The sequence below is a fragment of the Neobacillus sp. OS1-32 genome (genome assembly GCF_030915425.1).
Taxonomy (GTDB): domain Bacteria; phylum Bacillota; class Bacilli; order Bacillales; family Cytobacillaceae; genus Neobacillus; species Neobacillus paridis.
The window spans coordinates 2,827,407-2,841,412 of sequence record NZ_CP133263.1 but is presented as its reverse complement, the minus strand read 5'-3'; the positions used below and the strand labels follow the sequence as shown (position 1 = coordinate 2,841,412).

General features: G+C 45.3%; 14 protein-coding genes, 1 pseudogene and 1 riboswitch. Of the genes and pseudogenes, 14 read left to right on the top strand and 1 reads right to left on the bottom strand.

The window, feature by feature from the left end:
- Positions 1-40: 40 nt before the first annotated feature.
- From cobA to RCG24_RS14095, 4 genes and pseudogenes are all read left to right on the top strand, one after another.
- Positions 41-829 carry a uroporphyrinogen-III C-methyltransferase gene (cobA, locus tag RCG24_RS14110; RefSeq protein ID WP_202653578.1) on the top strand — a complete coding sequence of 263 codons (789 nt, stop codon included), beginning with the start codon at positions 41-43 and terminating at the stop codon, positions 827-829.
- A 26-nt stretch (positions 830-855) separates the two neighbouring features.
- On the top strand, positions 856-1,443 hold the full coding sequence (locus RCG24_RS14105; protein ID WP_202653577.1) for a histidine phosphatase family protein: 588 nt from the start codon (positions 856-858) through the stop codon (positions 1,441-1,443).
- Between the two features lie 50 nt (positions 1,444-1,493).
- Entirely contained in the window at positions 1,494-2,567 is a 1,074-nt protein-coding gene (gene cobD / locus RCG24_RS14100) for a threonine-phosphate decarboxylase CobD (protein ID WP_202653576.1), read from the top strand.
- Between the two features lie 66 nt (positions 2,568-2,633).
- Positions 2,634-3,217, top strand: a pseudogene (locus RCG24_RS14095) (cob(I)yrinic acid a,c-diamide adenosyltransferase).
- A gap of 97 nt (positions 3,218-3,314) precedes the next feature.
- Here the strand turns inward: RCG24_RS14095 and RCG24_RS14090 are convergent.
- Positions 3,315-4,418 (bottom strand): hypothetical protein, encoded by a 1,104-nt coding sequence (locus RCG24_RS14090; RefSeq protein WP_308077308.1) that lies wholly within the window; start codon positions 4,416-4,418, stop codon positions 3,315-3,317.
- A 219-nt stretch (positions 4,419-4,637) separates the two neighbouring features.
- Between RCG24_RS14090 and RCG24_RS14085 the strand changes: the two genes are divergently transcribed.
- The 10 genes from RCG24_RS14085 (at position 4,638) to purF (ending at position 14,003) form a co-directional block, all read left to right on the top strand.
- Complete coding sequence (locus tag RCG24_RS14085) at positions 4,638-5,180, top strand: DUF2179 domain-containing protein (protein ID WP_202653573.1); 543 nt, start codon at positions 4,638-4,640, stop codon at positions 5,178-5,180.
- Entirely contained in the window at positions 5,177-5,368 is a 192-nt protein-coding gene (locus RCG24_RS14080) for an NETI motif-containing protein (RefSeq protein WP_202653572.1), read from the top strand. Before RCG24_RS14085 ends, RCG24_RS14080 begins: the two co-directional genes overlap by 4 nt.
- A gap of 88 nt (positions 5,369-5,456) precedes the next feature.
- Positions 5,457-5,558: riboswitch (purine riboswitch) on the top strand.
- Positions 5,559-5,721: 163 nt separating this feature from the next.
- Positions 5,722-6,207, top strand: a complete 486-nt coding sequence (gene purE, locus RCG24_RS14075; RefSeq protein ID WP_308077307.1) for a 5-(carboxyamino)imidazole ribonucleotide mutase — start codon at positions 5,722-5,724, stop codon at positions 6,205-6,207.
- Positions 6,200-7,357 carry a 5-(carboxyamino)imidazole ribonucleotide synthase gene (purK, locus tag RCG24_RS14070; RefSeq protein WP_202653606.1) on the top strand — a complete coding sequence of 386 codons (1,158 nt, stop codon included), beginning with the start codon at positions 6,200-6,202 and terminating at the stop codon, positions 7,355-7,357. The genes purE and purK overlap by 8 nt, the downstream gene beginning before the upstream one ends.
- Positions 7,354-8,652, top strand: coding sequence for an adenylosuccinate lyase (gene purB / locus RCG24_RS14065; protein ID WP_308077306.1), 1,299 nt, complete (start codon positions 7,354-7,356; stop codon positions 8,650-8,652). The genes purK and purB overlap by 4 nt, the downstream gene beginning before the upstream one ends.
- A 113-nt stretch (positions 8,653-8,765) precedes the next feature.
- Positions 8,766-9,479, top strand: coding sequence for a phosphoribosylaminoimidazolesuccinocarboxamide synthase (gene purC, locus RCG24_RS14060; protein WP_202653569.1), 714 nt, complete (start codon positions 8,766-8,768; stop codon positions 9,477-9,479).
- A complete protein-coding gene (gene purS, locus RCG24_RS14055; RefSeq protein WP_202653568.1) occupies positions 9,472-9,726 on the top strand; it encodes a phosphoribosylformylglycinamidine synthase subunit PurS in 255 nt (84 codons plus the stop codon). Before purC ends, purS begins: the two co-directional genes overlap by 8 nt.
- Positions 9,723-10,406 carry a phosphoribosylformylglycinamidine synthase subunit PurQ gene (purQ, locus tag RCG24_RS14050; RefSeq protein WP_202653567.1) on the top strand — a complete coding sequence of 228 codons (684 nt, stop codon included), beginning with the start codon at positions 9,723-9,725 and terminating at the stop codon, positions 10,404-10,406. The genes purS and purQ overlap by 4 nt, the downstream gene beginning before the upstream one ends.
- Positions 10,390-12,618: a phosphoribosylformylglycinamidine synthase subunit PurL gene (purL, locus tag RCG24_RS14045; RefSeq protein ID WP_202653566.1), complete on the top strand. Its 2,229-nt coding sequence runs from the start codon at positions 10,390-10,392 to the stop codon at positions 12,616-12,618. Before purQ ends, purL begins: the two co-directional genes overlap by 17 nt.
- Positions 12,594-14,003: an amidophosphoribosyltransferase gene (gene purF, locus RCG24_RS14040; RefSeq protein ID WP_202653565.1), complete on the top strand. Its 1,410-nt coding sequence runs from the start codon at positions 12,594-12,596 to the stop codon at positions 14,001-14,003. The genes purL and purF overlap by 25 nt, the downstream gene beginning before the upstream one ends.
- Positions 14,004-14,006: the final 3 nt, after the last annotated feature.

Sequence of the window (14,006 nt, the reverse complement as noted above, 5' to 3'; positions counted from 1 at the left end):
AACATTTTACTGCATTTTTTAATAGAAAGGAAAAGGTCGGATGAAGAGCGGAAAAGTATTTTTAGTCGGGGCCGGACCCGGGGATGCTAAGCTTATCACAGTTTACGGTTTGGAATGTATCAAGAAAGCGGATGTCATCGTCTATGACCGCCTGATTAAAGAGGAACTATTACATTTTGCAAAGCCAACAGTTGAGTTAATCTTTTGTGGGAAATTCCCGGGAAATCATACGATGGTTCAGGATCGAATTAATAGTATATTAGTCAAGAAGGCATGTGAAGGGAACATCGTTACACGGTTAAAAGGGGGTGACCCATTTGTTTTCGGCCGAGGGGGTGAAGAGGCGGCAATTTTAGCCGAGAACTCAATTCCATATGAGATTGTTCCCGGTGTCACCTCGAGTATTGCCGCTTCCGCCTATGCCGGGATTCCGGTTACCCATCGGGGGTATGCCTCTTCTTTTGCTATGATTACCGGGCATGGTCGTCTTTATAAGGAGCCGGATAAGATCAATTGGCGGGCCCTTGCGACGGGAATTGACACGCTTGCCTTTTATATGGGGATTCGAAATCTTGACTATATATGTGAACAACTGATAAACAACGGAAGAAAGGCAGACACGCCGACAGCCGTGATTGAATGGGGGACAACGGAATATCAACGGACGGTAACCGGTACCTTGGAGACGATTCACTCCAAAGTGGAAAAAGAACAAATAACCAACCCGGCTATCATTTTGGTCGGAAATGTTGTTCAATTAAGAAAACAGCTTAAATGGTTTGAAGAGGAAAAGTTGAACGAGCCACTTCCCGTTTTTTTACAGGAATAGACAGGACTTTTTCGAGGAGAAACATTATGAAGCTTATTTTTCTCAGACATGGACAAACAGATTGGAATGTGCAAAGAAGAATCCAAGGATGTCAAGACACGGAATTAAATCAAACAGGTAGAGAGCAAATTAAGCGAATAGCTGTTGAGACAAAGGAACCTTGGCAGGTATCGCGGATTATTTCCAGTCCATTGGCAAGAGCACGGCAATCGGCGGATATTTTTAGTTCTGTCCATCAAGTTCCTGTCAGCGTTTCTCGTTTTTTTCGGGAACGGCATTTTGGTTTTTTGGAAGGTCAATCCATAGAGGACATAGAGAGGAAATATTTGATTGACTGTGAAGAAATTCCTGACAGCCGCTTTGGGATGGAGCCATTGGATCAAGTCAAGGTAAGAGTCATAAAAGGGATCAATATGCTAAAGGAAACTCATCAAAAACAAACACTTTTGATTATTACCCATGGCAGTATTATCAAATTGCTGGGGAATATATATGGCTATGACATGGGGATCATCACAAATGGCGGATATATCGAATTGGAATTGAATGACGAGAATAGTTTTTGGTGGGATTCCTACTATATGGATAAGTTTGAGGATATGCGCAAGTTTTGATAAAAGTGGATACAATTTTTCATGATTGAGATGGCTGGGGGGAATGCTGCTTGAAATGGCCAGCGCATGGAGCAAATTTAAATTATTTATTTGAAGCCTTAAAGATGCCTAAACCTGAAAGAATCATTGACTTCAGTGCCAATATTAATCCTCTTGGACCACCTCCATTGTTAAAAGAGCAATGGCATCAATTATATGATAGGATATCCGATTATCCTGACCCGATGGGATTTCTGTTAAAAAAAAGAATTGCCGAGAGGGAAGGATTGCTGGCAGAGCAGGTTTTAATCGGAAATGGTGGAGCTGAAATCATCTCGTTAATAGGCCGGATGCTCTCCGGCAAAAGGGTTGTCATTGTCCAACCTGCTTTTTCTGAATATGAAAAGGTCTGCCGGGTGAATGGATGTTCCATTGAATATCATCAGCTAAAACCGGATCATTGGGAGTGGGCGGACGAGGGCCTGGATCGAAAACTTGAACATGCAGATGCTATGTTTTTTTGTAATCCAAGCAACCCAACCGGCGTTTATTACCCAAAAACAGTTGTCCTCCATTTGCTGGAGAAATGCGCAACAAATAACTGTCTTTTGATTGTGGATGAAGCTTTTTACGATTTTGTTCCCACCTATGAGAGCATTGTCGAATATATGAAGGATTTCGCAAATTTACTGGTGATTCGCTCAATGACCAAAATGTTTGCCATTCCGGGGATCCGGCTTGGTTATTTGCTGGGAGATCCAACCATGATTAAAGAGATTGGTAAATTTCAACCTGAATGGAGTATAAATGCCCTTGCTTTAATGGTAGGGGAATGGTGTCTTTCCAGCGAAAACCATATAACCAAAACAATTAAGCTGATTGAAGCAGAAAAAGCAAGGCTGACAGATTTTTATGTTGCGGAAAACTTCCTAGTTTCTCCGTCCAGTACGAACTTTTATTTGCTAAGAGACCCTTCATTGGAAGACCAATTTCCGTTTTATCAATTTCTCATCACACAAGGGATGATTCCCCGTCATACGATGAATTTCGTCGGACTGGAAGGGACGTGGATGAGGTTTGCCATCAAATCACCAGATGCCAATGACCAGTTGGTCGGGGCGATTGTCGCATGGCGAAATCTTTAATAGAAGGGCCTTTAAGTTTTTTCGTCTATCATCAGCCATCAAGACATGTAAGGAGAGGTATGTCAAATGAGAATCTATACACGTACAGGAGACAAAGGGCAAACAAGTATCATTGGCGGCAGAGTGGATAAAGATGACATTCGTGTCCAAGCGTATGGAACCGTCGATGAGGTGAACTGCTTTCTGGGCCAGGCCATAACCCAACTGGATGGAGAGCTTTTCCAGGATATTTTGGCTGACCTTGAAACCATTCAGCATGAACTATTTGATTGTGGAGGAGATTTAGCCAATGTTACTGCCACCCGTCCTTTAAAGCTGAAAAAAGCATCAGTGGACAAGCTGGAAAAGAAGATTGACCTGTTGATGGCGGAAGCTCCTAACATTGAACATTTTATTTTACCAGGAGGAACTCCGGCCGCTGCGTCCATCCACATCGCCAGGGCAATCACACGAAGAGCCGAAAGATTAGTTGTTTCATTAAGGAAAGCTTCCCCGAGATTTCGGAAACCGCTTTGCAATACTTAAATCGCTTATCCGACTACTTCTTTGCCCTGGCGCGAGTAATCAATTTTCGTCTACATCACAAAGATGTTGAATATATCCGCAGCGCTAAAGTATTCAGAACAGGCAAACGTCTCAAGGAAAAATAGAGACAAAGAACAAAAGCTGGTGTCAGGCAACTTGGAGATTTCTAACAAACTGTCCACCCCACACGGACATTTGTCCACGGATGGTGCCTGACACCATTTAAAGGCGATACAAACTAAATACCTCCTGCCAATTCCACTTGCCGTAATACGAACTGGCCAGGGTTATGTTTTTTATCCAATGTTTCCCCACATTTCTCCCATCTGAAAACATGACATCGGCGGTTCGTGGATTTGTATTACTGATCCAAAATAACTGTCGGTTGAAAAACTCCGGTGCATAATCGCCTTCATTTAATTCAGGGTAGCTGGCCGGCTTGGCCTTTCCGGTAGAAGCATTTACTTTAAACAAACTTGGTAGGGGTCTTAGATGCAATGGGGCTTGTTCATCTTCAACCAGGCGGGAAACAAATAACCAGCCGTCGTTTTTCCAGGTAAAGTCACCGTCGACCAAGCCATCCGGTGTGTAGACAAGTCCTTTTGTGGAGGTGGCCTGGATGGCCCGCAATTGTTTGTTTATGTTTGCTTCTCGGCCAGTCCCGCTAATATAGGCAAGAATGTTCTTCTTTGGTGCCCAGCGAAACCAATCTATTTCATCGATGCGGCGAAATAATTTTCCGTCCGCGGAAAGGATGCAAAGCGTGTTGCTGTCTGCAGATACTGAGGCGGTCGGGACAAGTAAAAAGCTAAGCCATCTGTGGTCGTGTGACCACTTAAACTGGCTTGTACTGACCACAATTTCATTGCTTCCAACCGGCACCGTATAAAAGTGATTGATTACAGGTTCCTGTTGATTTTTCCCTAACATCACTTGGTATAAAAGAATATCAGAATTGAGCAGTTGATTTTTCTTTTTTGAGACTAATAGGCCGTCACCGCTTGGCAACCAGGAAAAGTTTTCGATTGACTTCGCGACGAGACGAATAGATAAGGTCTCTGAAGGTTCTATCGTTAATACATATACATCATTCTGTATCATAAAACTCAGTTCCGTTTTCCTTGGCGACCACTGAAAATGGTTACTTACCTCTTCCTTCACTTTTAAGTGTTTGTTGGTCGGAAGATGATAAAGCCACAGTTCGTCGGGATTTCTGCTGTCCTTTCTCCCCCTTAAGTAGGCGATCCAGCTGCCATCCTTGGACCATTTCGGAAAGCGGATATATTCCCTGTTCGTCAGCCGTCTTTCTTGCTTATCGATTTTCAACCAGAGGTCGTCATTTCTGATAAAAGCCGCCAGCATTGGTTTCGCTGCAGAAACCTGTACATGATGGCATGGAAAAAAAACTAAGCAGCACAACCAGCAATCTAATCAACTTTTTTAGCATGAAAATCACCTCATGTTAGTTTGTGCAATTTTTAGGGTTAACAAAATAAAAATTTGTGCTAAAGTGAAATGAGAATCTTTCATATGGAGGGATTATCCATGTTAGAAAATAGTTTTGTAATGGTTGCGATTATCCTTATAATAAATATTGTTTACGTATCATTTTTTACGATCAGAATGATTCTAACGCTAAAAGGCCAGCGTTATTTAGCTGCCTGTCTGAGTATGGTGGAAGTGGTCATTTACGTACTCGGACTTGGACTGGTTCTAAAAAACCTTAATGAAATCCAGAATTTGATTGCCTATGCCGTCGGGTACGGCATCGGCGTAATTATCGGGATGAAAATTGAAGAAAAGCTGGCATTGGGCTATATTACAGTCAATGTCATTACTACTGAGTGGGATAAAGACTTGCCTAAACTCATAAGGGAAAAGGGCTACGGGGTCACGGACTGGCAGGCCCATGGTCTGGAGGGAAACCGGATGGCAATGCAAATTTTGACTCCGCGAAAATTAGAATTAAAGCTTTATGACACCATCAAAAGTCTGGACCCAAAAGCCTTTATCATATCATACGAGCCAAAAACGATTCACGGCGGTTTTTGGGTGAAATCAGTGAAACGAGGGCAGCTGTTTAAATGAGTAAAAAGAAATTTGAAGTCAGGGAATATGAAAGTATTGATGAATGTCTTAATAGAATGAAACAGGAAGGATACGTACCAGTTCGCAGGATTGAGAAGCCGATTTTTCAAGAAATAAAAAAAGGAAATGAGGCAATTTATGAACCAGTCGGTCGACAAATCGTCTTTGAGGCAAAGTTAATTAAGTAAAACCCGAACGTTTTACTGAATAAGATAAATTATCGTTCGATTTATTTATTGACACCTTGATGATTTACCTGTTAAGATAAAGGTAGTCAATAAGAAATTCCATTACCCTCGTATATCCATGGGAATATGGCCCATAAGTTTCTACCCAATAACCGTAAATTATTGGACTATGAGGGAAAGTCAATATGTTCGGCAACCGGAGGGCGTAGGCCCTTGCTTTGTGTTGACCTGATTTTTTCTATGCCCGGGCAAATGGCTTTCTCTTTTTTGAGAGGCTGTTTGCTTCGGGTTTTTTAATTGGCAAATGGCGGCAAGCCACGTACATAGGTATACCTAAAAAAGGGGGGCTTTGGATGACACAGGTTGGAGTGATTATGGGAAGTAAATCGGATTGGGAAACGATGAAGCATGCTTGCGATGTGCTGGAGCAACTGGGGGTTAGCTATGAAAAAAAAGTGGTATCTGCCCATCGGACACCTGATTTGATGTTTACATACGCAGAAGAGGCGAGAGATAGGGGCCTAAAAGTTATTATTGCCGGTGCAGGGGGAGCAGCGCATCTTCCGGGAATGGTGGCCGCTAAAACAACGTTGCCAGTCATTGGCGTTCCCGTTCAATCGAGAGCTCTGAACGGATTGGATTCGTTATTGTCGATTGTGCAAATGCCTGGCGGTGTACCGGTAGCGACGGTGGCAATTGGTAAGGCCGGGGCGGTCAATGCCGGACTTTTGGCGGCCCAAATTATCGCGACAGAGGATGTCGTCTTAGCAGAACGGATGGCGGCCAGAAGAGAGGCAACCCGTCAAGAAGTGTTAGAAAGTAGTGATCAACTTGTTTGATAAGGTTATTTTACCGGGTGCTACGATTGGGATTGTTGGCGGTGGGCAACTTGGGAGAATGCTTGCGCTGGCAGCAAAGGCACAGGGTTTTCGGGTGGCAGTATTAGAGCCGACTGCCGATTCTCCATGCGGCCAGGTAGCCGATATTGAAGTGATTGGAGCCTATGATGACCGCGAAGCAATCAGTAAATTGGCCGCGGTCAGTGATGTTATTACCTATGAATTTGAAAATATCGATGCCGATACACTAAGGTGGATTTGCGATCAGGCGTATGTCCCGCAAGGACCCGAGCTGTTGGCCATCACTCAGGACCGGATCAAAGAAAAAGCGGCAATTCGTCAGGCCGGTGTTGAGGTTGCACCATATGAGGTAATTGAAACGATCGAAGATTTATTTTTAAAAATAGAAAAAGTTGGTTATCCGGCGGTGCTGAAGACAGCGAGAGGTGGCTATGATGGCAAGGGGCAGCTGGTCATAAAGACGGAACAGGACTTGGCAAAGGGGGAGGATCTACTCAAACATGGAGCCTGTGTGTTGGAGAAATGGGTTCCCTTTACAAAAGAAATTTCAGTGATTGTAACGCGGAAATTTAACGGTGAAACAGCGATTTTTCCAGTTGGGGAAAATATTCATGTCGAAAATATTTTGCATCAAACCATTGTACCGGCAAGGATTTCTGTCGGTCTGCAGTTACGGGCAGTGGAAAAAGCCAAGCAGATTGCCGACTCGCTTGGATTAGTGGGGATCTTAGCAGTTGAAATGTTTGTCACCGAAGAAGGAACGATTTACATAAATGAACTGGCACCACGGCCGCATAACTCTGGGCATTACTCGATTGAGGCCAGCATGACATCACAGTTTGAACAGCATATCCGTGCTATCTGCAATTGGCCGCTGGGAAGTACTGAGCTATTAAAACCGGTCGTAATGGTCAACCTATTAGGAGAGCATTTAGAGCAGCTTTTTGCCGAAATTCCTTTCCTAACAGACTGGAAGATTCATTTATACGGGAAGAAGGATGCGAAGATCAAACGGAAGATGGGGCATGTGACATTATTAAGAGATTCAGTTGAAGCGGCTTTGGCTGAGGTCGAAAACAGCAAGATTTGGAATGGAGTTAAGCAAAAGATCGGAGGAAATGTAAAATGATTGATCGCTATACAAGACCGGAAATGGGTGCGATTTGGACAGAGGAGAACCGTTTTAATGCCTGGCTGGAGGTTGAGATTCTTGCCTGTGAGGCATGGGCGGAATTAGGTGAGATTCCAAAAGAGGATGTGCAAAGGCTGCGCCAAAATGCCTCTTTTAATATTGAGCGGATTAAGGAAATTGAAGCGGAAACAAGACATGATGTCGTCGCCTTTACCCGTGCTGTTTCGGAAACATTAGGCGAGGAGCGGAAATGGGTTCATTACGGTTTAACGTCAACAGATGTTGTTGATACGGCGCTTTCATATGTATTAAAGCAGGCCAACGAGATTTTATTGAAGGACATCGAAAACTTTATTGAGATTTTGCGAAATAAGGCAATCGAACATAAATACACCGTGATGATGGGACGGACACACGGCGTCCATGCCGAGCCAACGACCTTTGGATTAAAGCTGGCGCTTTGGCACGAAGAAATGAAACGTAATCTCGAGCGGTTTAAGCAGGCGGCAGACGGAATTGCCGTTGGAAAAATCTCCGGCGCTGTTGGCACCTATGCCAATATCGACCCGTTTGTCGAGCAATATGTTTGTGAAAAATTAGGTTTGCAGGCCGCGCCGATTTCGACGCAGACATTGCAGCGTGACCGTCATGCCCACTATATGTCGGTGCTGGCATTGATTGCGACTTCGATTGAAAAATTTGCTGTTGAGGTGCGGGGACTGCAGAAAAGTGAAACCCGTGAGGTCGAAGAGTTTTTTGCCAAGGGTCAAAAGGGGTCTTCAGCGATGCCGCATAAGCGCAATCCAATTGGCTCGGAAAACATGACAGGGATGGCGCGTGTGATTCGCGGCTATATGATGACCGCCTATGAGAATGTGCCGCTCTGGCATGAACGTGATATTTCCCATTCCTCTGCTGAGCGGATTATTTTACCGGATGCGACGATTGCCTTGAATTACATGCTCAACCGCTTCGGGGGGATTGTGAAAAACTTGACGGTTTATCCGGAAAATATGAAACGCAACATGGACCGCACCCTCGGGCTGATCTATTCCCAGCGTGTCCTGTTGGCACTGATTGATAAGGGTTTATCCCGGGAAGAAGCGTATGATACGGTACAGCCGAGAGCAATGGAAGCATGGGAGAAACAGGTGCCATTCCGCAGCCTGATTGAGGCCAATGAAAAAATTACTTCTCTGTTGTCACCGGAAGAGCTATACGATTGCTTTGATTATCATTACCATCTTAAACATGTCGATATGATCTTTGATCGACTCGGGCTAAATGACTAAATGATGGTCAACAATTAGCTTTAAAACCTAAGCGCAAGCATGATGTAGGGGCTTCACCTGCCCCTACAGATAATAAAAAAATTCCCAATATTAAAAAATAGGAGTGATCCACAATGAAGGAACTGCTATATGAAGGAAAAGCGAAGCGACTTTATGCAACAGAGGACGAACAGGTTGTTCTTGTTGAGTACAAAGATTCTGCTACCGCCTTCAACGGACAAAAAAAGGCGGAAATCGCCGGTAAGGGCAAATTAAATAACGAGATTACCAGTTTGTTATTTTTAAAGCTTAAAGAAAACGGTATCGATTCGCATTTTATTAAGCGTGTCTCGGAAAATGAACAACTTGTCAAAAAGGTGGCGATCATCCCGCTTGAGGTTGTTGTCCGCAACGTTGCTGCCGGCAGTCTGTCAAAGAGATTGGGAATTGAGGAGGGGGCACCATTAACTGCTCCCATCGTGGAGTTCTACCTGAAAAATGATGAACTTGGCGACCCGCTTGTCACCGTAGACCATATTTATGAACTAAAGGTAGCAAGTGCATCAGAGATAGCTATATTACGAGAAAAGGCACTACAAATTGATAAAGTGCTAACAGACTTTTTTGCTGACCTTGGCATTCGGTTAATCGATTTCAAGCTGGAATTTGGTAAGGATCAGGACGGACAAATTTTACTGGCCGATGAAATCTCCCCAGACACCTGCCGTCTATGGGACAAACAAACAAACGAAAAGTTGGATAAGGACGTATTTCGCCGTGATTTAGGCAGCCTGACAGAAGCGTATGAAAAGATTTTAGAAAAACTTGGAGGTCACCAGCATGTATAAAGTAAAGGTATATGTCATATTACGGGAAAGTGTTTTGGATCCGCAGGGCCAGGCTGTAACCCATTCGCTAAATTCGTTAAATTATCGAGAAGTAACCGATGTTCGCATCGGCAAATACATGGAATTGACAATCGAAAAATCGGAACGCGAGATCAATGAGGTAGTTGATGAAATTTGCCATAAGCTGCTTGCAAATCCAGTCATTGAAGATTACCGATACGAGATAGAGGAGTGTGTCGTGCAGTGAAGTTTGCGGTGATTGTCTTTCCGGGATCCAATTGTGATGTTGACATGTACCATGCGATTAAGGATGAGCTCGGGGAAGAAGTAGAATATGTATGGCATGATGCTGACACCTTAGACAGTTATGACGGAATCCTGCTTCCGGGCGGCTTTTCTTATGGCGATTATCTCCGTACTGGTGCAATTGCCCGTTTCAGCAGGGTGATGCAAGAGGTCATCAAAGCTGCCGATGCCGGGAAACCAATCCTTGGTGTCTGCAACGGATTTCAAATCCTTTTAGAAGCAGGCCTCTTGCCCGGGGCAATGCGGCGAAATGAAAGTCTTTCCTTCATTTGCAAGCCGGTTGAATTGAAGGTTGAAAACAACACCACTATGTTCACAAACAGCTACGAGGAAGGTCAGACGATTACGATCCCAGTCGCCCATGGCGAAGGGAATTACTACTGTGATCAAGAAACTCTAGCAAACTTGAAAGCAAAAAAGCAAATTGTTTTTACCTATAAGCAAAATCCGAACGGGAGTCTCGAAAATATCGCTGGAATCATCAATGAAAACGGAAATGTCCTCGGAATGATGCCGCACCCGGAACGGGCTGTAGATGCCCTTTTAGGCAGCGCAGACGGGCTGAAACTGTTTCAATCAATCGTAAAGACTTGGAGGGAATCGCATGTTGTTAAAGCATGAACCAAATCCAGAGCAAATCAAAGCCGAAAAACTCTATCAACAAATGGGTTTATCTGATGAAGAATTTACGATGGTTGAAAATATTCTTGGCCGCATTCCGAACTGGACAGAAACGGGCTTGTTTTCCGTCATGTGGTCGGAACATTGCAGCTATAAAACCTCCAAGCCGGTCTTAAAGAAATTCCCGACAACGGGGGAAAAAGTGCTTCAAGGTCCAGGCGAGGGTGCGGGGATTGTCGACATTGGCGATAATCAGGCGGTTGTGTTCAAAATCGAAAGTCATAACCATCCATCGGCGATTGAGCCCTATCAAGGTGCAGCCACAGGGGTAGGCGGAATTATCCGTGATGTTTTTTCAATGGGTGCCCGACCGATTGCGATGCTAAACTCCCTCCGTTTTGGGGAGCTTGATTCGGCCCGCGTTAAATATTTATTTAAAGAAGTTGTTGCCGGAATCGCTGGCTATGGTAACTGTATTGGAATTCCAACAGTTGGCGGTGAGGTGCAATTTGAACCAAGCTATGAGGGCAATCCGCTGGTAAACGCCATGTGTGTTGGTCTGATCGACCATAAGGATATTAAGAAAGGTCAGGCCCACGGTGCTGGCAATACGGTCATGTATGTAGGCGCGAAAACTGGCCGGGACGGGATCCATGGAGCCACCTTCGCTTCGGAAGAATTGACCGAACAGTCCGACGAAAAACGCCCGGCTGTACAGGTTGGTGACCCTTTCATGGAAAAACTGCTTCTTGAAGCCTGCCTGGAGCTAGTACAATCAGATGCTCTAGTGGGGATTCAGGATATGGGAGCAGCCGGCCTCACCAGTTCTTCGGCAGAAATGGCAAGCAAGGCCGGAATGGGGATCGAAATGAACCTCGACCTTGTACCACAGCGGGAAACCGGAATGACTGCCTATGAAATGATGCTGTCGGAGTCACAAGAGCGGATGCTGATTGTCATTGAAAAAGGCCGAGAGCAGGAAATTATTGATTTGTTTAAAAAATATGATCTGGAAGCAGTGGCAATTGGTACTGTCACCGATGATAAAAAACTGCGTCTAATCCATCATGGAGAAATCGTTGCCGACGTTCCGGTCGATGCACTGGCGGAGGATGCCCCGGTTTATCATAAGCCTTCAAAAGAACCTGCATATTTTGCCGAGTTCCAAGCGATGGCTCCAGAAGTTCCACAGGTTGACGACATAAAAGAAACATTCATCCAAATTCTGTCACAGCCAACGGTGGCCAGCAAAGAATGGGTTTACGAACAATATGACTACATGGTACGGACAAATACAGTTGTGGCACCGGGTTCTGATGCCGCCGTCCTTCGGATTAGAGGTACTAAGAAAGCATTGGCGATGACAACCGATTGTAATTCCCGCTTTGTTTATCTTGATCCGCAAACCGGTGGGAAAATTGCCGTCGCTGAAGCGGCCCGCAATCTTGTCTGCTCCGGTGCCGAACCATTAGCGGTTACCGATAACTTAAATTTCGGCAGCCCGGAAAAGCCGGAAGTATTTTGGCAGATAGAAAAATCCGCCGACGGCATTAGTGAAGCCTGCCGTGTCCTTGGAACTCCGGTCATCGGTGGGAACGTCTCTTTATACAACGAAACAAGCGGTACGGCCGTCTATCCAACCCCGGTCATTGGCATGGTGGGGCTTGTCACCGATCTTGACCATATTACAACGCAGCCGTTCAAAAACAGCGGCGACCTGATCTATTTAGTAGGGGAAACAAAACCGGAATTTGGCGGCAGCGAACTGCAAAAGCTGCTTAACAACGGAAGAATCTACGGCAAGGCCCCTGAAATAAACATCGAGCTTGAAAAAGAACGCCAGGATCAGGTACTGGCGGCTATTCGCGCCGGTGTCGTGCAGTCGGCACATGATTTAGCAGAGGGCGGTTTGGCCGTTGCTTTGGCAGAATGTCTTTTTGACAATGGGGAACTGGGGGCAGACATCCACTTAAATGGCAACCCGGTCACAGCTTTATTCAGCGAATCGCAGTCGCGTTTCCTATTATCGGTGAAAAAAGAAGATCAACAACAGTTTGAAAGTTTAGTAGCAGCCGAGCTGATTGGTCAAGTGAATCAAACCGGCAGCCTGAACATTACCGTCGAAGGGGAAAACATTTTGGAGGCGGAAGTTGCCGAATTACGCGCAGCCTGGAAAGGAGCGATCCCATGCTTGCTGAAATCAAGGGATTAAATGAAGAGTGCGGCATCTTTGGTGTTTGGGGACACCATGATGCCGCCCAGCTGACCTATTATGGCCTTCATGCCCTTCAGCATCGTGGCCAAGAGGGAACAGGGATTGTTGTTTCCGATGGCAAAATGTTAAAAGGGGTAAAGGGAGAAGGATTAGTAACGGAAATTTTCACCGCAGAAAGCATGGCTGAATTAACCGGATCGGCGGCCATCGGCCATGTCCGCTATGCAACAGCAGGAGGAGGCGGCTACGAGAACGTTCAGCCGCTCCTGTTCCATTCCCAAACCGGCAGTTTGGCGCTAGCCCATAATGGAAACTTGGTCAACGCCAATTTCTTAAAGCACCAGCTTGAAGCACAAGGAAGTATTTTTCAGACGAGCTCCGACTCAGAAGTATTGGCCCATCTGATCAGAAGAAGCGGTTTTCCCAACATCAGCGATCAAGTGAAAAATGCCTTGTCAATGCTAAAAGGGGCCTACGCTTATTTAATCATGACCGAGACCGAGCTAATGGTGGCATTGGACCCGCATGGCCTGCGACCGCTATCGCTCGGCTGTCTAGGTGATGCCTATGTTATCGCCTCGGAAACATGCGCCTTTGATGTCATCGGAGCCCAGTATATTCGTGATATTGAACCGGGAGAATTATTAATTATCAATGATATAGGCTTAAAGTCAGAACAGTTTGCTGTCAGTTCAACAAAAGCGATGTGCATGATGGAATATGTTTATTTTTCCAGGCCGGACAGCAATATTCTTGGCGTTAATGTCCATACAGCCAGGAAAAACATGGGGAAACGGCTGGCCCTTGAGGTGCCGATTGAGGCAGATGTGGTAACGGGTGTTCCAGACTCCAGTATTTCCGCAGCGATCGGTTATGCTGAAGCGGCCGGGATTCCTTATGAAATGGGGTTAATCAAGAACAAGTATGTCGGCAGGACGTTTATTCAACCCTCGCAATCGTTGCGGGAACAAGGGGTGAAAATGAAGCTGTCTGCAGTCCGCGGCGTTGTTGAAGGAAAACGGGTCATCATGGTGGATGATTCCATCGTTCGCGGCACGACGAGCCGACGAATCGTGAACCTGTTAAAAGAGGCAGGAGCGACAGAAGTCCACGTTGTCATCAGTTCTCCCCCGATAAAAAATCCTTGCTTTTACGGTATCGACACATCATCGAAGGAAGAATTGATCGCCTCCGATAAATCTGTCGAAGAAATCCGCCAGATTATTAGTGCTGATTCGTTAACCTTTTTAAGCTTGGAAGGAATGCTGGCAGCTTTAGGGCAAACAGAGGGAACGAACGGATTTTGCCTTGGCTGCTTTACCGGGAATTATCCGACAGAAATTTATCCCGATACACTTCAATACTATTACCAAAGGGGGTAGCGG